Annotated in this window: 20 protein-coding genes; 8 read left to right on the forward strand and 12 right to left on the reverse strand. The window is 72.2% G+C overall.

The window, feature by feature from the left end; all coding sequences use genetic code 11:
• Positions 1 to 4: 4 nt before the first annotated feature.
• On the forward strand, positions 5 to 1,153 hold the full coding sequence (locus OIC96_RS11680) for an acyl-CoA dehydrogenase family protein (protein WP_330307899.1): 1,149 nt from the start codon (positions 5 to 7) through the stop codon (positions 1,151 to 1,153).
• Positions 1,154 to 1,158: 5 nt separating this feature from the next.
• Positions 1,159 to 1,965 carry an SDR family NAD(P)-dependent oxidoreductase gene (locus OIC96_RS11685; protein ID WP_330307898.1) on the forward strand — a complete coding sequence of 269 codons (807 nt, stop codon included), beginning with the start codon at positions 1,159 to 1,161 and terminating at the stop codon, positions 1,963 to 1,965.
• Here OIC96_RS11685 and OIC96_RS11690 read toward each other — a convergent pair.
• Together OIC96_RS11690 and OIC96_RS11695 are read right to left on the reverse strand one after the other, a co-directional pair.
• Complete coding sequence (locus tag OIC96_RS11690) at positions 1,962 to 3,221, reverse strand: amidohydrolase family protein (protein ID WP_330307897.1); 1,260 nt, start codon at positions 3,219 to 3,221, stop codon at positions 1,962 to 1,964. The genes OIC96_RS11685 and OIC96_RS11690 overlap by 4 nt on opposite strands.
• Position 3,222: 1 nt before the next feature.
• Positions 3,223 to 4,245 (reverse strand): CoA transferase, encoded by a 1,023-nt coding sequence (locus tag OIC96_RS11695; protein ID WP_330307896.1) that lies wholly within the window; start codon positions 4,243 to 4,245, stop codon positions 3,223 to 3,225.
• Between the two features lie 49 nt (positions 4,246 to 4,294).
• On the opposite strand from OIC96_RS11695, the gene OIC96_RS11700 reads away from it, so the two are divergent.
• Positions 4,295 to 5,239 (forward strand): enoyl-CoA hydratase/isomerase family protein, encoded by a 945-nt coding sequence (locus OIC96_RS11700; protein ID WP_330307895.1) that lies wholly within the window; start codon positions 4,295 to 4,297, stop codon positions 5,237 to 5,239.
• Between the two features lie 3 nt (positions 5,240 to 5,242).
• On the opposite strand, the gene OIC96_RS11705 is transcribed toward OIC96_RS11700, so the two are convergent.
• The 8 genes from OIC96_RS11705 to OIC96_RS11740 form a co-directional block, all read right to left on the reverse strand.
• Positions 5,243 to 5,968, reverse strand: a complete 726-nt coding sequence (locus tag OIC96_RS11705) for an enoyl-CoA hydratase-related protein (protein WP_330307894.1) — start codon at positions 5,966 to 5,968, stop codon at positions 5,243 to 5,245.
• Complete coding sequence (locus tag OIC96_RS11710) at positions 5,965 to 6,138, reverse strand: hypothetical protein (RefSeq protein WP_330307893.1); 174 nt, start codon at positions 6,136 to 6,138, stop codon at positions 5,965 to 5,967. Before OIC96_RS11710 ends, OIC96_RS11705 begins: the two co-directional genes overlap by 4 nt.
• Before the next feature lie 22 nt (positions 6,139 to 6,160).
• Positions 6,161 to 6,487, reverse strand: a complete 327-nt coding sequence (locus OIC96_RS11715; protein ID WP_330462125.1) for a hypothetical protein — start codon at positions 6,485 to 6,487, stop codon at positions 6,161 to 6,163.
• Positions 6,453 to 6,836 carry a hypothetical protein gene (locus tag OIC96_RS11720; protein WP_330307891.1) on the reverse strand — a complete coding sequence of 128 codons (384 nt, stop codon included), beginning with the start codon at positions 6,834 to 6,836 and terminating at the stop codon, positions 6,453 to 6,455. Before OIC96_RS11720 ends, OIC96_RS11715 begins: the two co-directional genes overlap by 35 nt.
• Complete coding sequence (locus OIC96_RS11725) at positions 6,833 to 7,540, reverse strand: ABC transporter ATP-binding protein (protein WP_330307890.1); 708 nt, start codon at positions 7,538 to 7,540, stop codon at positions 6,833 to 6,835. The genes OIC96_RS11720 and OIC96_RS11725 overlap by 4 nt, the downstream gene beginning before the upstream one ends.
• Before the next feature lie 92 nt (positions 7,541 to 7,632).
• The gene (locus tag OIC96_RS11730) at positions 7,633 to 8,343 is read right to left on the reverse strand and encodes an ABC transporter ATP-binding protein (RefSeq protein ID WP_330307889.1); all 711 of its coding nucleotides are present in this window, start codon (positions 8,341 to 8,343) and stop codon (positions 7,633 to 7,635) included.
• Complete coding sequence (locus tag OIC96_RS11735; RefSeq protein ID WP_330307888.1) at positions 8,324 to 10,459, reverse strand: branched-chain amino acid ABC transporter permease; 2,136 nt, start codon at positions 10,457 to 10,459, stop codon at positions 8,324 to 8,326. Before OIC96_RS11735 ends, OIC96_RS11730 begins: the two co-directional genes overlap by 20 nt.
• Positions 10,460 to 10,469: 10 nt before the next feature.
• On the reverse strand, positions 10,470 to 10,658 hold the full coding sequence (locus tag OIC96_RS11740) for a hypothetical protein (protein WP_330307887.1): 189 nt from the start codon (positions 10,656 to 10,658) through the stop codon (positions 10,470 to 10,472).
• A 118-nt stretch (positions 10,659 to 10,776) separates the two neighbouring features.
• Between OIC96_RS11740 and OIC96_RS11745 the strand changes: the two genes are divergently transcribed.
• The 5 genes from OIC96_RS11745 to OIC96_RS11765 all read left to right on the forward strand — a co-directional run bounded on the left by OIC96_RS11745 (position 10,777) and on the right by OIC96_RS11765 (position 14,810).
• A complete protein-coding gene (locus OIC96_RS11745; RefSeq protein WP_330307886.1) occupies positions 10,777 to 11,247 on the forward strand; it encodes a pyridoxamine 5'-phosphate oxidase family protein in 471 nt (156 codons plus the stop codon).
• Positions 11,248 to 11,333: 86 nt separating this feature from the next.
• Positions 11,334 to 11,777, forward strand: coding sequence for a nuclear transport factor 2 family protein (locus OIC96_RS11750; RefSeq protein ID WP_330307885.1), 444 nt, complete (start codon positions 11,334 to 11,336; stop codon positions 11,775 to 11,777).
• Positions 11,774 to 12,973 carry an acyl-CoA dehydrogenase family protein gene (locus OIC96_RS11755; RefSeq protein WP_330307884.1) on the forward strand — a complete coding sequence of 400 codons (1,200 nt, stop codon included), beginning with the start codon at positions 11,774 to 11,776 and terminating at the stop codon, positions 12,971 to 12,973. The genes OIC96_RS11750 and OIC96_RS11755 overlap by 4 nt, the downstream gene beginning before the upstream one ends.
• A 1-nt stretch (position 12,974) precedes the next feature.
• Positions 12,975 to 13,790, forward strand: a complete 816-nt coding sequence (locus OIC96_RS11760) for an acyl-CoA dehydrogenase family protein (RefSeq protein ID WP_330307883.1) — start codon at positions 12,975 to 12,977, stop codon at positions 13,788 to 13,790.
• A gap of 159 nt (positions 13,791 to 13,949) precedes the next feature.
• Entirely contained in the window at positions 13,950 to 14,810 is an 861-nt protein-coding gene (locus OIC96_RS11765) for an acyl-CoA thioesterase (protein ID WP_330307882.1), read from the forward strand.
• A gap of 23 nt (positions 14,811 to 14,833) precedes the next feature.
• Here the strand turns inward: OIC96_RS11765 and OIC96_RS11770 are convergent, their stop codons facing one another.
• On the reverse strand, positions 14,834 to 15,985 hold the full coding sequence (locus OIC96_RS11770) for a thiolase family protein (RefSeq protein WP_330307881.1): 1,152 nt from the start codon (positions 15,983 to 15,985) through the stop codon (positions 14,834 to 14,836).
• The gene (locus tag OIC96_RS11775; protein ID WP_406502144.1) at positions 15,978 to 17,444 is read right to left on the reverse strand and encodes a class I adenylate-forming enzyme family protein; all 1,467 of its coding nucleotides are present in this window, start codon (positions 17,442 to 17,444) and stop codon (positions 15,978 to 15,980) included. Before OIC96_RS11775 ends, OIC96_RS11770 begins: the two co-directional genes overlap by 8 nt.
• Positions 17,445 to 17,472: the final 28 nt, after the last annotated feature.

Raw genomic sequence — 17,472 nt, forward strand, 5'->3', positions numbered from 1 at the left:
CGTCGTGCGCCGAGAGCTCTTCACCCCCGACCACGAGGCGTTCCGGCGGCTGGTGCGGGACTTCGTGGCGAACGAGGTGGTCCCGCACTACGCCTCGTGGGAGGAGGCCGGGCGGCTGCCCCGCGCGCTCTTCGAACAGCTGGGCTCACTGGGGCTGTTGGGCATGGCCGTCCCCGAGGAGTACGGCGGAGCGGGCCTCGACGACTACCGCTACAACGTCGTGCTCCAGGAGGAAGCCGCACGCGCCCTGGTCACGCTCGGCACCGTACGCACCCAACTCGACGTCGTGCTCCCCTACTTCCTCGCCTACGCCGACAAGGAGCAGCGCGGGCGCTGGTTCCCCGGTCTCGCGGCCGGCACGCTCCTGACCGCCATCGCCATGACCGAACCGGGCACGGGTTCCGATCTCGCGGGCATCCGGACCACCGCCGTGCGCGACGGGGACGCGTACGTCCTGAACGGGGCCAAGACGTTCATCACCGGCGGCCTTCTCGCCGACCTGGTGATCGTGGTGGCGCGGACGTCGACCGATCCCGGCAACCGGCGGGCGGGCCTGACTCTGCTGGTCGTCGAGGACGGTATGCCGGGGTTCACGCGCGGCCGGGTGCTGAACAAGATGGGCATCAAGGTCCAGGACACCGTCGAGCTGGCCTTCGACGGCGTACGGGTCCCGGTGGCCAACCGGCTGGGCGAGGAGGGCGCGGCCTTCGGCTACCTCGGCCACAACCTGCCGCAGGAGCGGATGACGGTGGCGGTCGGCTCGGTCGCCCAGGCGCGGGCGGCGCTGGACACGACGATCGCGTACGTGAAGGAACGGCAGGTGTTCGGGACGCCGGTCGCCTCCTTCCAGAACACGAAGTTCGAACTCGCCGCGGTGGCCGCCGAGATCGAGGCCGCGCAGATGATGCTCGACCGTGCCGTGACCGAGCTGGTCGGCGGGGAGCTGTCGGGCGCCGACGCCGCGAAGGTCAAGCTGTTCTGCACGGAGATGCAGGCGCGGGCCGTGGATCGCTGCCTGCAACTGTTCGGCGGGTACGGCTACATGCTGGAATACCCCATCGCCCGGCTGTACGCGGACGCGCGCATCACCCGGATCTACGCCGGGACCAGTGAGGTCATGAAGGTCATCATCGCCAAATCCCTGGGACTGTGAACACCATGACGGACTCCTCCAGCGGTTCTTCCACCGGCTTCTCCGGCGACTTCGCCCACAGGGCGGGGGCCGCGTTCGTCGCGGGCGGCACGGGCGGCATCGGGGCGGCGATCGTCCGTACGCTGGCCGAGCGGGGCAGTGACGTGGTGCTCACGTATCGCTCGCATCAGGCCGCGGCCGAGTCGCTCGCCGGCGAGGTCAAGGAGTACGGGCGTCAAGTCCGCACGCTGCGGCTCGACTTGAGCGACGAGTCGGCCACCGCTTCGGCGGTGTCCGAGGCCGCCTCGGCGTTCGGCGGAATCCACACCCTCGTGTACGCGGCGGGCCCGCATGTGCCGATGGTGCATCTGAGCAAGGTCACGCCGAGTCAGTACCGCGCCCAACTCGACGCCGACGCGGGGGCGTTCTTCAATCTGGTCCATCCCGCGCTGCCCCGGCTGCGGGAGAGCCGGGGCAGCATCGTCGCCGTCACCACCGTGGCCACCCGCCGGTTCCCGGTCCGCGACGGGCTCTCGTCGGGCACGAAGGGGGCGGTCGAGGCGGTCGCCCGGGCACTGGCCGCCGAGGAGGGGCGGTACGGCGTCCGGGTGAACTGTGTCGGCCCCGGCATGCTGACCGACGGCATCGCCGCCCGCCTGATCAGTTCCGGCGAACTCGACGAGCCGGCGCTGGAGATCACCCGGCGCAACATCCCGCTGCGCCGCTTCGGCAGCGCGACGGACATCGCCGAGGCGGTCGCGTTCCTGGCCTCGGACCGCGCGGGCTTCATCACCGGGCAGGCACTGGGGGTGGACGGCGGGTACAGCGTCTAGCCGTCCCGCGGTGTGATCCGGCGTCCGCCGACGAAGGCGGCGCGCACCGTCTCCGCGGACAGCGCGTCGAGCGCCTCCCGCAGGGATATGTGAAGCAGGCACAGGTCGGCCACCGAACCGACCGTCACCCGTCGTGCGCTGCCCGGGAGTTGGGGATCCCCGGCGAACAGGTCCAGCGCCGCCCGGCGACCGATCCCCTCCCCGTCGCCCCGTTCGACGGCCGCCCGCATGACCGCCCAGGGATCGCGGGTCCCGAAGGGCGCGTCCGTGCCGGCGGCGAGCGGAATGCCCGCCTCGGCCAGGGAGCGGCAGCGGTAGAGGTGGGCCCTGTCGTCGGGGTGCACGTCGGTCGCGTACTCCCGGCCCCGCTCCAGGGGAAAGTGCGGCTGCGTCACGACGGTCACGCCGAGCCGCCTCAGCCAGGGGATCGTCTCGGCCGGGATCACCGAACCGTGCTCGATGCGATCGCCGTCGACCGGCCCGGTCTCGTCCAGGGCGAGCAGGGTCACGAGCAACTGCACCCGGGTCACACAGTGCACGGCCACCGCCCGGGGCCGCGCCGCCGCGACCGCCGCCGCGAGGTCACCCGGCGTCGGAAGGGTCGTGTCGTCGAGCAGCACCTTCACCGGCGCGTGGCCGACCCCCATCACGACGAGCCGCTGCGGCAGCACCGACAGCAGGTCGAGAAGGCCGTTCTCCGGGTGCGGATCGGCGTTGGTGCATCCCGTGATCCCGTACGCCGCCGCCCGCAGCCCCACGCTCACCAGATCCAGCCGTACGGGCGGGACGAACCCCCTCAGCCGTTCGTCCTCCCGCCAGAACCGTCCATCGGCGCTGTGGACTCCGGCCGCCCGCAACGCGGCACTGTTCCACACCCACAGCGCCCCACCGCGGTGCTGCGCCCGCACCGGCCGGTCCGGCGCGAACCCGTCCAGCACCCACCGGTCCAGCTCCCCGGCGACACTCTGGTGGTATCCGACCGCCCGCACCCACTCCCCGGGCCCGCCGCTCCGCAGCGCCGCCGCGAACCCGTCCGGGCCGCGCACGTCCGCCGGGCCGACCCGCACGGAGGTGGCCTCGGCCGCCAGCGACGCCAGATGTACGTGGTGGTCGTGCAGCCCGGGCAGCAGGGCGCCGCCCCGTCCGTCGAGGTCGCTCCGGCCCGCCAACCGGGGCCCGATCTCGGTGACTTGGCCCCCGGTGATCCGTACGTCCACCCGGCCGTACCCCTCGACCTCCACGTCGGTGATCAGCACGTCATCCACCGTCGGTGAGTGAGGCCGCGCAGGCTGCCATCGAGACGCACAGCAGCTCGCCGCCTCCCTGGGCCAGCGAGCGGGCCGCGGCGCGGGCGGCGAAGACACCGGTCACCGGGTCGGCGAGCGCGTCGCCCAGGAACGTGGGGGCGCCCTGTGCGTCGAGGCCGGTCAGGCCGCCAGCCACCGCCGCGTCGTCACCGAAGGCGATGCGGTCGTCGTCGCGGCCGTACCCGGTGACGCCGACCCAGACGCGGCCGGGGCGGGCGGCCAGGAACCGCTCGGCGCACACGCCAAGTCGGCGCAGTGCGCGCGGTCTTGACGCCTCGATGACGACGTCGGCCTCGGCGACGACCTCGGCGAGCGCGCCCGAGGCGAAGTCCAGCACCAGGTTCTCGTGGTCGTCGTGCAGCCAGCGGTAGAAGGCGGGCGACCCGCGCCGTGCGCCGTCGGGTCTGGTCGCGCTCTCCACCTTGACCACGTGTGCTCCCGCCCTTCCCAGAAGCCGTGCGCACAGGGGGCCCGCCCACAGGGCCGACAGGTCGACCACGCGGAGGGTGGCGGGGTCCCGTACGCTCCGCTCGCCGAGCCTCTCCGCGCGTACGGGAGCGCGGGTTCCGCGGGCCGAGCCGAGCTCCGCCGCCGCCACCCCGAGCAGCTGTGCGTGCGCGGCGACCTCGGCCGCCTTCACCCGCCGCGCCGCCTCGTGAAGCGTTGCGTGCGGCGCCGCGCCCAGGAGGGCGAGAAGGGCGGGTACGGCTGCGTGGTCGTCGGGGCGGGCCAGGTTGACGGCGGCCCAGCCGTCGGCGGTTTCGAGGAGATGGCAGGAGCCGCCGGCCGACGTCCGGTCAGGGAAGCCGAGACCCGCGAGGTGGGCGCGGAGGAACAGGGCGGAGGGCAGGTCGACCGGTACACCGGTGAGGGCGGTGAAGTCCTGCGCGACGGCGGCGAGCGGGGGAAGGAACGGCTCCAGCGTCGCCATCCAGCCGCCGAGCGCGACATCGGCGAGAACATCATTCCCCAATGGACAAACGCCCTTCTCTTTTGAGGTGGCCCCAATTTACACTCCGGTCGTGATCCTGGACCCGCCCTTCCTCCTGGTCGATCTGGACCGCGAAGCCCCGTACCGGATGGACGCGGCCGACCAGGTGCGCGTCGGCTTCGCGGCCGAACCGACCGAGACGGGCGAGGACTTCGATGTCCTGCTCACCGGTGCCCCCGAGGCGCCGCGCCCATGGGTGACCTGCGCCGACCCGTTCACCACCGGCCGCCGGCTGGGGTGGCTCGTCGACAGGCGGCCCGCCGCGTCCGTCGCGCTGGTGCAGGTACTGCGGATGGGTGCCGCCCTGGCCCCGCCCGAGCGGCTGGTGGTCGAATCCCTCGCCTACTCGACGCTCCAGGGCGGGGCCGACTTCGAGGCCTGGCTGGCCGCGGCGCCCGAGCGCACGCCGCGGCCCGCCGACAGCCCCGTACGGCTGCGTCGTGAGGGTGACCGGCTCTCCGTCACCCTGGACCGGCCCCGGGCACGGAACGCCATGGACGCCGCAACGCGTGACGCGCTGTGTGAAGCGCTGCGGGTCGCCGTGGCGGACGCGTCGATCGCGCGCGTCGATCTGTACGGCAACGGGCCTTCGTTCTGCAGCGGAGGGGACCTCTCCGAGTTCGGGACCTCCCGGGATCCCGCGCAGGCCCATCTGGTGCGCGTGCACCGCAGTCCCGCCGCTCTGCTCCAGCGGTGCGGTGCGCGCGTCACGGCTCATCTGCACGGCGCGTGTGTCGGTGCGGGCATCGAACTGGCGGCGTTCGCGAACCGCGTTCTCGCCGCGCCCGACACGGTGATCCGGCTGCCCGAGATCGAGATGGGGCTGATCCCGGGCGCCGGGGGCACGGCGAGCCTCCCGGTCCGCATCGGCCGGGAGCGCACCGCGTATCTCGCCCTGACGGGCGACCCGTTGACCGCCGAGGAGGCCCTCGAGTGGGGCCTGGTGGACGAGGTCACCGCGTCCGCCGAAGGGTGACGGTCACTTCCCCGTCCATACCGGCGCCCTGCGTTCCGCGAACGCCCGTGCTCCCTCCGTCGCGTCGGCGCTGCGGAACACCGACGTGACCTCGTCCGGTTCGGCCCAGCGGCGCTGCCGCATCAGCTTCTTGGTCATGGTGACGCCCAGTGGCCCGTTCGCGGCGATCCGTTCGGCCAGGGCCAGCGCCTCCTCCCGTACCCGGTCGGCGGGGACGGCTCGGTTCACCAGACCGATCTGCCAGGCGTACGCGGCCGTGACCGGTTCGCCGGTCAGGCCCATTTCCAGGGCGACCGACAGGGGCACCCGGTCGGCGAGCGTCGTCCCGCCCCCGGCCGCGAACAGGCCCCGCTTGACCTCGGCGATCCCGAGCCTGGCCTCCTCGGCGGCGACGACCAGATCGCAGGCCAGCACCAGTTCGAAGCCGCCGGCGAGCGCGGAGCCGTTCAGCGCCGCGATCACCGGGGTGCCGATGCCCTCCTGGAAGAACCACACCAGGCCGTCGAACTTGCCACCCTGCGCGAACGCCTTCAGGTCCATGCCGGCGCAGAAGACCGTTCCCGCTCCCGAGAGCACGATCGCCCGGATCCCGGAATCGGCGTCCGCGGAGCGCAGTACGTCCGACAGCTCGTCGATCAGCGCGGGGTTGAGGGCGTTGCGTGCCTCGGGCCGGTTCAGGGTCACCATCAGCACGTTGCCGACCCGTTCGGTCAGGACCAGGTCGCTCATCGGGCCGCCGTCGCGACCGCCGCGCGCGCCTTCGAGTGGAACGCCTCCAGCTTGTGGGCGAAGGGGGCGAGGGGGTTCTTGTACCGCTCCGGCAGGTGGTTCACGAGCATGTCGGGCGGCTCGATGATGTGGTCGTCGACGCTGATGAGGATGAGGTCGTCTCGTTCCATGGCGGTTTCCTCGGGTCGTGGATCAGTCGGAGGCGGGCAGCGGCTTGGCCGCCTTGAGGGTCATCGGGGCGCCGTCGCAGGTGAGTTCGCCCGTGCCGGAGGAGGTGCAGAGCACTTCGAGGGTCCCGGTGGCGTCGACATAGCGCTTGCCGATGAGCGTGACGTGGGGCGTCGCTCCGGGCGGTGACGGCTGCGCGGAGGAGGTTGCGGGAGCCATCGGGCTTCCCCCACAGGCGAGAACGGGCCGCCGCTCGGCGGAGGCGGGTGCCCGGACTACGACAACCCGCGCTCCGCAGACGGTGCTGGAGAGCTGGTCACCGGGGCGCAGCGTCGTTGCCGGTGGGGTCATGGCGGATGTCCCTTTCGAGCAGGCGGTCGGCGAGGAGGTTGAGGTCGTAGGACTGGCGGGCCATCCAGAACCGCAGGAAGCCGGTGAGCGAGTAGCGCAGGAAGAGCGCGGAGCCCACCACGCTCGCCGCGATCCCGCCGAGGCCGAGCGCGAGGCCGTCGCCCTGGACGAGTGGATCGGTGGTCTGGTGGGAGACGAGGTAGCCCGACACCCCGAGCACCAGGCCGAGCACCATCAGGGACACCCCGAGGCGCAGCCAGAGAACGGCCCTCGCGGCTGCCGGGTCGGGGATTTTCAGTACGGCCAGTTCGCGGACGAAGCGGTCCGCGCGCGGCTCGGTGGTGGTCATGCGGAACTCCCCAGGTAGAGGGCGGACAGTTCGGCGCGCAGGCCGCCGTCGGGGTGGCCCTGCCGCTGGACCCGGCCGCGTACGAGGACGGCCGCGTGGTCGGCGATGTCGAGGACGGCGGCCGCGAACTGCTCGACGACCAGGACGGCCACGCCCTGCCGGGCGATCTCGGCGACCTGCTCGTACAGCCGGGCGACCACCAACGGGGCCAGGCCCATGGAGAGTTCGTCGAGGAGCAGTACGGCGGGGTCGGTGGCGAGGCCCCGGGCGAGGGCGAGCATCTGCTGCTCGCCGCCGGAGAGGGTGCCCGCCGGTTGCGAGGAACGCTGTTTCAGGACGGGGAACCGGGCGAACGCGATCTCCTCGATCTCCTCGCGGCCGCGGCCGGTGAAGGTCATCATCAGGAGGTTGTCGCGGACGGACAGGTTGGGGAACACGCCGCGTCCCTCGGGGATCAGACAGACCCCGGCGCGGGCCAGGTCGCGGGGGTCGGCGCCGGTCATGTCCCGTCCGGCAAGGCGGAGTTGGCCCGAGTCGACCGGGTGGACGCCGGCCGCCACCCGGAGGGTGGTCGTCTTGCCCGCGCCGTTCGGGCCGAGCAGGGCCACGACCTGGCCGGTGGCGACGCTCAGGTCCACCCCGTGCAGAACGGTGATCCGTTCGTGGGCGGCCCGTATGCCGCGCAGTTCGAGCAGCGGGTCCATAAGTGGCTCGGAGCTCGCCCCGGGAACAGGTTCGGAGCCCGCCCCGGGAAGGGGATCCGAGCTCGCCCCGGGAAGTGGTTCGGACAGTGCGCTCACGCGTCCCCCAAGTAGGCCGCCAGAACGGTCTCGTCGGCTCGGATCACCTCGGGCGGGCCGACGGCGATGACCTTGCCGAGGTCGAGTACGTACACCTCGTCGCAGACGCCCATGACGAGGCTCATGTCGTGCTCGACGAGGACGACGGCCGTCCCGTCGGCCGCCAGCGAGCGCAGCAGCGCCGCGAACCGTTCGGTCTCCTCGCCGTCCTGTCCCGCCGCGGGCTCGTCGAGCAGGAGCACCTGGGGGCGGATGGCGAGCGCCCGGCCGACCTCGACCAGGCGGCCGACCCCGGTGGGCAGTGCGTCGGGCGCGGTGTCGGCGATGTCCGTCAGGCCGAGCCTGGCGAGGATCTCCGTCACCGCGCGGTCCGCGCGCCGTCGTTCGGGCCCGAGTTCCGCGGCGACGCGCAGGTTGTCGCGGACGCTGAGCCGGCCGAAGAGCTCCAGCCGCTGGAAGGTACGGGCCAGTCCGCGCCGGGCCCGCTCCGAGGGGCGCAGCCGGGTGATGTCCCGGCCGTCGAGGAACACCCGCCCCGACGAGGGCCTGCGCAGCCCGGACGCCACGTCGAACAGGGTGCTCTTGCCCGCCCCGTTGGGCCCGATCAGGCCGGTGATCCGGCCCGGTTCGGCGGTCATGGCGACCGAGTCGAGAGCCCGGTTTCCGCCGAAGGAGACCGTCACTCCGCTAACTCGCAGTGACTCCACGGGCCAGCACCTCCCCGTCCTCCGGGCGCCACGCACGCCGTACGCCCCACCACTCGACCGGGATCTCCGGCTCGGCCGAAGGCCGCGTCCGCGAGTGCGCCGTCGCCTCCCGGGCGGCCGCCCAGAGGCGCAGCGCCACCGCCACGGCCAGGGCGCCCCCCAGGAAGGTCCACCCGCTGATCAGGTCGCCGAGCCGCAGCAGCCATGCCGTCGCGAGCCAGCCGATCAGCGCGGTCAGGGCGATCCGGTCCCGGGCGATCGGCTCCCACTGGCGGCGGAACCGTGACGCGATGCCGTCGGGGTTGTGGCCGAGGCCCATGCCGGCCAGGGCGGGCAGCAGGGCGACCGGGTTCTGCAGCGAGGACGCCACGGTGACCAGCGCGTTCGTCGGCCCGACGAGCGCCGTCCCGGTGAAGAGTCCGTTGCCCACCGCGCCGAGGCCGCCGATCACCGCGACCAGGAAGACGGGCAGTCCGGAAATGAGGCTGAACTGCTCGGCGGTGACGGATCGTTGCTGCATGCCGTACAGCGCTCCGCCGAGCCCGGCGATGCCCGAGGCGAGCGCGAAGACGAGCACCTTGGCCGTCAGCAGGTTCCCGCCGAGCGTCGCGTACGCGGCCTCACTGTCCCGCAGGGCGATCAGCCGCCGCCCGAACCGGCCGCGCCGCAGCGCCGCCACGCCGAGCGAGGCGAGGGCGAGACAGACCGCGGCGAACACCATCAGGTCGGTCCCGCTGTCCAGATGGAGGCCGAACAACCGGGGTCCGGCCACCTCCACCGAGCCCTGGTCGAACAGCGCGACCTTCACGCCGAAGACGTGGAACGCGGGCAGGCTGAAGATCCACCGGTCGAGGACGACGGCGAAGGCGGCCGTCCCCAGCGCCAGATACACCCCGGACAGCCGCAGTGCGGGCAGCGCGATCAGCGCCCCGGCCACCGCGGAGACCCCGATCGCGGCGCCGAGCGCCCACAGCTGGCCGTGCGCGCCGACGTGCGCCCAGACGACCGCGCCGATCCCGGCCATGCTCAGCTGGCACAGTGAGATCTGGCCCGCGTAGCCGGCCAGCGGTACATACGAGAGGGCCACCACGCCGAGCGAGAAGATCGCTCCGTACGTGATGAGGTCGGCTTCGCCGAGCACCGATGCCAGCACCACCCCGAACGCGATCGTCGCCGCGGCGAACACGAGGGTGCCCCGGACCGTCGGTATCGGTACCGGTGCCAGCCGCCGGTCGCGGCCGCGCAGTCGTCGGTGCGGGAACGCGAGCAGGGCGAGGAACAGCAGCAGGGCGGGTGCGGCCAGCCGTAGGCCCGGCAGATAGTCGTTCTGGGGGAGATAGCCGGTCAGAAAGCTCTCCGTGCAGCCGATGACGACGGCTCCGATGAAGGTGAGCGGCACGCTGCGCAGTCGCCCGAAGACGGCGGCGGTGTAGGCACTGACGATGAGCAACGAGAGCTGGGCCGCGTCGAGTTGAACGGTCGGCGCGATGAGGATGCCGCCGATCGCGGCCAGTTGGGTGCCGAGGATCCACGCCACCTTGTTGGCCCGTACCGGATCGGCTCCCGTGAGCCCGACCAGCGCGCGGTCGTCGACGGTCGCGCGCATCTCGGCTCCGGCCCGGGTCCGGTAGAGCAGGATCCGCAGGCCCACCGCGACCGCCACCGCGACGGCCATGGTGAGGGCCTGGTGCCAGGTGACGGCGACCGGCCCGATGTGGAAGGGGGCCCGGTCGGCGAAGAACACCGGCAGGGGGCGCGGGACGTTGGGGTCCCAGATCCAGCGGGCGACCCCGATGAGACCGCTCAGCAGCGCGACCGTCATCACCAGCCGTTCGGCCTCGCCCAGTGCCTGGACGGGCCGCAGGATCACGCGTTCGACGAAGAGGCCGAAGGCCGGGGCGAGGACGAGCAGCACCACCGCGAGGGCCACCGGGACGGGCCAGCCCCAGCCGACGGTGAACTGCCAGTAGGTGAACGCCGACAGCATGCCCGCGGCACCGTGCGCGAAGTTGAACACGCCGGTGGTGGTGTAGGTGAGCACCAGGCCGCTGCCGATGACCGCGTAGATCGCGGCCGTGCTCAGGCCGACGATCCCGAAGGTGAGGAACTGTTCCATGACGCAACCGTCACCCGGTGCCGGTGTCGGGCGACATGGAGGCGTAGGCACATGTGCACAGAGGCGAGGCTTCGCACGGCGCGGCCGAGGCGGCGAACAACAGCCAGGCCGGAAAGGGCCGCAGCGTCGGCGGCGACATCTGTTGCAGGGCGTACTTGGCGACCGCCGCCAGGGCGGCAAGCGTTCTCGGCTCGTTCATGGGGTTTCCTCCACGGCGCTGTCCCCGGGGCGGCTGATTGAGTGTCCTCCTCTCTCGTTCTGGAAACTAGCTTCTCAGTAGGAGAGAATCAACCATTCGGACAAAGGCTGGAGGGCCGATGAGCGGACAACGCAGGGGCACCGCGATCGCCATGACCGACGAGGAGAGGGACACCTTTCTGCGCACTCAACCGGTCTGCCGGGTCGCGACCGTCGGACCGGGCGGACATCCCCATGCCAGCGCCCTGTGGTTCGTGTGGGACGGAGCCTCTCTGTGGCTCAACTCGCTCGTCCACAGCCAGCGTTGGACCGATCTCGACCGCGATCCACGGCTCAGCGTGATCGTCGACGAAGGAGGCGCCGACTTCATGCGTCTACGGGGCGTCGAACTGCGGGGAAGCGTCCGCGTGGTCGGCGAGGCACCGCGCAAGGGCGACCCCCTGGACGAACTCCGGGTCCCCGAGCAGCTCTTCGCGGACAAGTACATGGACGGCGGCACGTTCCGCTACGACGGACGGCACGGCTGGCTCCGGCTCTCCGCCGAGAAGGTCGTGAGCTGGGACTTCGCGAAGCTGCGCCGGGACCGTTGACGCCGGGACGACCACCGTGAAAACCTTCCACTCACCATCGAGAATGCCATTCTCTCCACCGGGAATCCGACTACGGGGAGCCGACCTTGTCCACTCACCACCCGACGTCCACTGACGACCTGATGGAGATCCAGCAACTGCTGGCCCGTTACGCGGTGTGCATCACCCGGGGCGACATCGACGGCGTGCTCGCGGTCTTCACTCCCGACGGGACCTACAGCGCGTTCGGGGACACCTATCCGCTCGCCGAGTTCCCGGCGTTGGTCGCCGCCGCGCCCAAGGGGCTCTTCCTCACCGGGACGGCCACGATCGACCTTGCCGGGGACGGGAACGCCGCGAGCGGCAGTCAGCCGCTGTGCTTCATCGACCACGCCACCCACGCCATGCGGATCGGCTACTACTCCGACAGCTATGTACGGACCGCGGACGGCTGGCGGCTGCGCACGCGGGCGATGACCTTCATCCGCCGCAGCGGAGCGCACGACTCGGGCCGCCCGCACGCCTACGAGCGCTCCGGTCCCGGGGCATGAACGTCACGGAATTCCGCTCGGGCCTGCGCACCTGGCTCGACGCGCACGACCTCTCCCCCGGCCCCGACCGCTCGCTCGACGGCCAGGTCGAGCAGTTGGCCCGGGTCCGTCGCGCGCTCTACGAGGCGGACTGGATGCGGTACGGCTGGCCCGCCGGCGCCGGGGGGCTCGGCGGTCCCGCCGTACTGCGGGCCGTGCTCGGGGAGGAGGTCGCCACCCGCGGCCTGGCCGAGCCCGGCATCTACTCGATGGTCGAGGTCCTCGCACCGACGATGATCTCGTACGCCCCTGCCCAACTGGCCGCCGAAATAGTCCCGTTGCTGCTCGGCGGCCGCGAGCAGTGGTGCCAGGGCTTCTCCGAACCCGGCTCCGGCAGCGACCTCGCGTCGCTGACCACCCGCGCCGTCCCCCGGGGCGAGGACTGGGTGGTCACCGGGCAGAAGGTGTGGACGAGCCTCGCGCAGTACGCGGCCCGCTGTGTCCTGCTCACCCGTACCGCGCCGGGCCACGGCGGAATCACCGCCTTCTTCGTCGACATGGACACCCCCGGCATCACCGTCAGACCGCTGCGCACGATGCACGGCGTGGACGAGTTCGCCGAGGTGTTCCTCGACGACGTGGTGGTCCCCGGCGACCGCATGCTGGGCCGCCCCGGCGACGGATGGCGGCTCGCGATGGACCTGCTCCCCCACGAGCGCTCCACCTGCTTCTGGCACCGGATCGCCCATCTCTACACGCGACTTGACCGACTGCTGGCCGAGAAGGCCGAGAAGGCCGAGAGAGCCGAGAGAACAGCGGGAGCCGTCGGAGGCGTTGGAGCCGCTGGAGGCGTTGGAGGCAACAGAGTCGGGAAGGGCTCCGGATTCGAGGCCGCCGAAGCGACGGACGACGCCGAACTCGGCGCCGCCTACCTGGCGTTGCACACCGTCCGCTGCCGCTCCCACGCGACCCAGCGGCGGCTGGCCGACGGGGCCCGGCTCGGCCCGGAGACGTCGGTCGACAAGGTGCTGCTGGCCACGGCGGAGCAGCAACTCTTCGACACCGTACGGGATTTACTCCCCGGCGTGCTGGAGCTGACGGAGTCGCCGTGGCGGGCGGAGTACCTGTACTCGCGGGCGGCGACCATCTACGGCGGCACCGCCGAGATCCAGCGCAACATCATCGCCCGCCGGCTGCTGGACCTGGGGAAGGACTGACGTGGACGCGGCCGAACGGGACCTGCTGGCCGAGACGCTCCGCAAGACGATGACGGCGGCGTCCGGAGCCGCCCTCGACTCGGCGCTGGCCGACCTCGGCTGGGCCGAGCTGCTGACGGAAGCGCCGGACACGGCGGTCCCGCTCACCTTCGGGCTGCTCGGCGAGACGGGTGCGCACGCGCCGCTCCTGAACGACGTACTGCTGCAGGCCGCGGGGCGTCCCCTCGGGGGCACGCTGCCGCTGCCGTACGCGGGCGGTGCGTGGGTGGTGTGGGAGCGCGCCGACAAGACCGGGGCGACGCTCGACGGCGACCCGCCCCCGCACGCCGCGCCGCTCGACGGCGACCTGCCGCTGCGCGGCGTCCCGGACGGGGATCCGGTCCGGCTCGCCGCGGGACGGCGGGCGCTCGGCTGGTGGCTGGTCGGCACGGGTCGGGCGATGCTCGGGCTCGCCCGGGCGCACGTACTGGACCGGACTCAATTCGGGCATCCGCTCGCCTCGTTCCAGGCCGTACGGCACCGGTTGGCCGAGACGCTCGTCGCGCTCGACGGCGCCGAGGCGACCCTGGTGGCCGCCGAGGACGACCTCGGCTCCCTGCTCGCCAAGGCGGCGGCGGGACAGGCGGCGCTGACGGCGGCCCGCCACTGCCAGCAAGTACTCGGCGGCATCGGCTTCACCGCCGAGCACACCCTGCATCGGCACGTCCGGCGCGCTCTCGTGCTGGACGGACTGCTCGGCAGCGCAAGGGAGTTGACCCGGAAGGCCGGGGCGCTGCTGCGGGAGGCCGGCACGGCGCCACGACTCGTTCAACTGTGACGCCAGCAGCGGCTCTGCGCGCGGCCGCGCAGGGTGACGCCGGCACACCGGGCGGCCACCTGGCCCGTCCCCGGCTGCCAGGACTCGGCCATGCACCCCTCGATCCTCCGCCCGATTCCTCCGCCCGACGCATCTGCCCGACTCACGCCTGGAGATCCCGTGACCGATCTGTGGAGTGACCTGCTCGGCTGCCTCGGCCTGCGCGCCGAACCCGGCGACGCCACCAAATCCGGCGGCGCTGCCAAACCCGGCGCAGCTGCCGAACCCGGCGACGTTTTCGAGGGACGCAACCAACAGCTCAGCTATCACCGGCTGTTCGGCGGGCAGCTGCTGGCCCAGTTCGTCCGGGCGGCCTCCCTCACGTGCCCCGGCAAGACGGTCAAGTCGCTGCATGCCGCGTTCCCGCGTGCGGGCCGTACCGAGGAGCCCGTCCGGTACGAGGTGGTGCGTCATCACGAGGGCGGCACCTTCGCGACGCTGACGGTCATCGCCCGGCAGCGCCAGGGGGTCGTGGCCACCGCCTCGGTGTCCCTGCACGCGCACGAGGACGGCCTCGAACGCCAGACCACCGCTCCCGTCCCCTCCGTTCCCGGGGCGGAGCACCGGGTGACGCTCGATCTGCTGCCCTGGGAGACCCGGGCGGTCGCCGAGCTGGACTCCCCGAAGTCGGAACCGCCCGAGTACGACCTCTGGATGCGTACGCCGACGGTGAGCGCGGAACTCGCCCCCGCGCTCATCGCGTACGCGACCGATCTGAGCCTCATCGGCACGGCCCTGCGCCCGCTCGAAGGAATCAGCCAGCACGACGCGGGAACGGCGTTCTCCTCAGCCGTCACCTCGCACTCGCTCTGGTTCCATCGCCCCTTCCGGACCGACGACTGGCTGCTGCTCCACCAGCACAGCCCGCTCCTGGCGCATGGCCGCTGCTTCGGCAGGGGTGACGTGTTCACCGAGGACGGCTCGCTGGTCGCCTCGTACGCGCAGGAGGCGCTGCTCCGCTTCCGGCCGGCGGGCGGCTGAAGCGGAGCGGCGCCCGGGTTCTGCTACGCGCCCGCGACCTCGATCACCGTGGCCGACCCCATGCCGCCTCCCGCGCACATCGCGGCGACGCCGATCCCCCCGCCGCGGCGGCGCAGTTCGTGGACGAGGGTGACCAGCATCCGCGCGCCGGTGGCGGCGACCGGGTGGCCGAGTGAGCAGCCGCTGCCGCTCACGTTCACCCGGTCCGGGTCGAGGTCGAGCTGTCGTACGGCCGCGACGGGCACCACGGCGAACGCCTCGTTGATCTCGAAGAGGCCGACGTCGGAGAGCAAGAGTCCCGCGCGCTTGAGCGCCTTGGGAATCACCTTCACCGGCGCGAGCCCCATGTCCGCGGGATCGACGCCGACGGACGCCCACGACCGGACGACGGCCAGCGCCGGCAGGCTCTCCCGGGACGCCGTCGTGTCGCTCGCCACGACCAGGGCGGCCGCGCCGTCGTTGGCACCTCCGGCGTTGCCCGCCGTGATGCTGAATCCCTCGATCTCCGGGTGGAGCGGCTTCAGCGCGGCCAGCCGCTCCGCGCTCGTGTTGCGACGCGGATGCTCATCGACCGAGAAGAGGCCGTGCGGGGTCTCGATCGCCACGATCTCCTCGTCGAAACGGCCCTCGTCGATGGCGCGAACGGCGTTCCGGTGCGAGCGCAGCGCCCACGCGTCCATCTCCTCACGGCTCACGCCCGCGCGGACGGCCGTGTTCCAGCCCACCGTGATCGACATGTCCGTGTTGGGGGCGTCGGGCCGGTCGGGGTGGGTGGGCGACATCCAGGGTTCCCACTCGCCGTCGACCCGCCTGGTCGACCTCGGCGCGGTGGAAGCCGAGTTCACGCCCCCCGCGATGACGAGTTCGTCCATGCCGGCGCGGATGCTCGCGGCCGCGCCCTGGACGGCGGCCAGGCCCGCGGCACAGTGCCGGTTGTGGGCGAGCCCGGGGACCGAGGCGAGTCCGGCGGTGAGCGCGGCATGCCGGGCGATGACGCCGCCGCCGTACAGTCCCTCGCCGAGGATCACGTCGTCGACCCGGTCGGGGTCCAGGCCGGCCGCGGCGGCGCTGACGACATGGTGGGCCAGTTCGAAGGCGGTGGTGTCGCGCAGGGTCCCCTTGAAGGCGGTGCCGATGGGGGTGCGCAGGGCGGACACGAGCACGGCTTCAGGCATGGGTGGTCTCCAACTCGGCCAGCAGGATGCGGCGCAGCAGTTTTCCGGTCTCGGTCCTGGGGAGTTCGGCGCGGAACACGATGGCGTCGGGCGTCTTGGAGGAGCGCAGCCGTTCCTTGACCCACTGCCGGATCTCGGCCGGGTCCCCCTCGCCGACGAGGATGGCGACGATCCGCTGCCCCCACTCGGGGTCGGGCAGTCCGACGACCGCCGCCTCGACGATCCCGGGGTGGGCGAGGAGAACGTCCTCTATCTCGGCGGGACCGATGTTCTCGCCGCCGCGAATGATGGTGTCGTCGGCGCGGCCCTCGATGAACAGATAGCCGTCGGCGTCGAGGCGCCCCCGGTCCCGGGTGGCGAACCAGCCGTCCCCGTCGAGGGCACTGCGGCCCCCGTATTCGCCGGAGATCTGCTCACCCCGTACGAAGACCAGACCCGTCTCCCCCTCTCCGACCGGTTTGCCGTTCTCGGTGCGGATCTGGATCTCGACTCCGGGCAGCGGGCGGCCCACCGAGCCGAGCCGGTCCCGTATCGCCGGGTCGTCGGACACCGACGCCTGCCAGTGGTCGTCCGGGCCGAGGACCGCGATCGAGGAGGCCGTCTCGGTCAGTCCGTAGGCGTTGACGAAGCCCGTCTGCGGGAAGATCCGCAGGGCGCGCTCCACCACCCGCCGCGGGGTGCGCGCGCCGCCGTAGGCGAGGCTGCGCAGGGCCGGCGCACCGGCGTCGTCGCCGTGGACCTCGGCGACGATCCGGGACAGCATCGTCGGCACCACCAGCGCGTGCGTGATCCGCTCCCGCCGTACGGCCTCCAGCCACTCCCCCGCGCCGAACGCCTCCAGATACACCACCCGGCGCCCGGAGTAGAGGTTCGTCAGCAGGTTCATCAACCCGGCCACGTGGTACGGCGGAACCGCCACCAGCGCCGCGTCGTCCGCCTCCGCCGACGCGAACTCCTGTGTGTTCAGCACATAGGCGAGCAGATGCCGGTGCCGCAGCACGGCCGCCTTGGGCTCGGCGGTCGTACCGCTCGTATAGAGGAGTACGGCGACGGAGTCCTGGTCCTGTGACGCGTCGAGGACGTCCGTGTCCGGCTCTTCGCGGTGTACGTCGAGGTTGTCCGGGTTTCCGAGTTTTCCGAGGTTTTCGAGGTCTCCGACGAGTGCGTCGAGGTCGCCGGGGCGCAGCACCAGCGCGCCGGGGTGGCGGGCCAGCAGAGCGGTCAACTGGTGGGTGCCGAGGCGGTAGTTGACCGGGACGAAGGGAACGCCCGCCAGCGCCGCGCCGAACAGGGCGACGGGGTAGGCGAGATGGTTGGCGCCCAGATAGAGGACGGCCTGGTGCTGCCGGAACCGGTGGGCGGCGGCCCGCGCCCGGTGCAGCAGTTCGGGGGCTGTCAGGGATCGGCCGCCTGCCGTGATCACCGGTCGATCGCCCCGATCGCCGACGGAGGCTGCCATCTCGAGAATCATCGTGATATTCATGAGA

It is taken from the genome of Streptomyces sp. NBC_00775 (assembly GCF_036347135.1).
Lineage (GTDB): Bacteria > Actinomycetota > Actinomycetes > Streptomycetales > Streptomycetaceae > Streptomyces > Streptomyces lutosisoli.

Excerpts from the sequence above, each read along its gene's own strand:
- OIC96_RS11745 (WP_330307886.1), top strand. The coding sequence starts at position 10,777 with ATGAGCGGACAACGCAGGGGCACCGCGATCGCCATGACCGACGAGGAG.
- OIC96_RS11775 (WP_406502144.1), bottom strand. The coding sequence starts at position 17,444 with ATGGCAGCCTCCGTCGGCGATCGGGGCGATCGACCGGTGATCACGGCA.
- OIC96_RS11720 (WP_330307891.1), bottom strand. The coding sequence starts at position 6,836 with ATGACCACCACCGAGCCGCGCGCGGACCGCTTCGTCCGCGAACTGGCC.
- OIC96_RS11685 (WP_330307898.1), top strand. The coding sequence starts at position 1,159 with ATGACGGACTCCTCCAGCGGTTCTTCCACCGGCTTCTCCGGCGACTTC.
- OIC96_RS11770 (WP_330307881.1), bottom strand. The coding sequence starts at position 15,985 with ATGCCTGAAGCCGTGCTCGTGTCCGCCCTGCGCACCCCCATCGGCACC.
- OIC96_RS11735 (WP_330307888.1), bottom strand. The coding sequence starts at position 10,459 with ATGGAACAGTTCCTCACCTTCGGGATCGTCGGCCTGAGCACGGCCGCG.
- OIC96_RS11740 (WP_330307887.1), bottom strand. The coding sequence starts at position 10,658 with ATGAACGAGCCGAGAACGCTTGCCGCCCTGGCGGCGGTCGCCAAGTAC.
- OIC96_RS11715 (WP_330462125.1), bottom strand. The coding sequence starts at position 6,487 with ATGACCCCACCGGCAACGACGCTGCGCCCCGGTGACCAGCTCTCCAGC.
- OIC96_RS11755 (WP_330307884.1), top strand. The coding sequence starts at position 11,774 with ATGAACGTCACGGAATTCCGCTCGGGCCTGCGCACCTGGCTCGACGCG.
- OIC96_RS11725 (WP_330307890.1), bottom strand. The coding sequence starts at position 7,540 with ATGGACCCGCTGCTCGAACTGCGCGGCATACGGGCCGCCCACGAACGG.
- OIC96_RS11710 (WP_330307893.1), bottom strand. The coding sequence starts at position 6,138 with ATGGAACGAGACGACCTCATCCTCATCAGCGTCGACGACCACATCATC.
- OIC96_RS11705 (WP_330307894.1), bottom strand. The coding sequence starts at position 5,968 with ATGAGCGACCTGGTCCTGACCGAACGGGTCGGCAACGTGCTGATGGTG.